Here is a 627-nt window from a genome sequence, read left to right as displayed (position 1 = left end):
TATGGTCAAGCGCGTCAAGGCAGTCAAGCCAGAGCTTGAACGCTATGGGGGATTGGTACAGCAGATCAAGGACAAATCCAAGGAACGGAAAGCTCTGCTTGCGGAGAAAAAGGAAACGCCTTTCTATCAGATACCCAAACTACACGACCTTACCCGACGCATTACCGAGTTGACCGAGGAGTTGGAGGAGCTGAAAACCGACAAGGAAATGCTGCTTTACTCTTTGGACTGCACCGATGATGCGGGTATTTCTGCCATGAAGAAAGAAATCGCCGTATTGGAGGGTGCGTTGCAGAAGCTGTCCGAGCAGGAAGCAAAGTATTCTGCCGAGCTTGATGAAGCCTTGAAGCACTATGCCGAACTAAAAGAGAAAGCTGCCGGTATGGATGCCGCCGAGCTGATGGATGCCCGGCTTGATATTCGCAAGGAACAGGAACGCTCTGCCATTGACCGTGTGAAAGCCGCCTATGGCGAAAAATATGATTTTGCGACGATGGCTGGCTGCAAGCAGGATGTGGCGAGCCTGCTCCGTGAGGAAACGGAAATTCGCTCCGTGCGTGAGCAATTGTTGCAAAGACGGTATCAGCAGGCGCAACAGAAACAGCGCAAAAAGAAGATCAAGGAATT

At 51.0% G+C, this 627-nt stretch carries 1 pseudogene; it reads left to right on the top strand.

The window, feature by feature from the left end:
• Window positions 1–627: pseudogene (locus ACTQ34_RS18105) on the top strand (MobQ family relaxase); the annotation flags it as partial.

The sequence above is a fragment of the Agathobaculum sp. LCP25S3_E8 genome, assembly GCF_052117165.1.
Taxonomy (GTDB): Bacteria; Bacillota; Clostridia; order Oscillospirales; family Butyricicoccaceae; genus Agathobaculum.
Note: the sequence above shows the minus strand (reverse complement) of the source record. Positions and strands in the feature narration are given on the sequence as shown.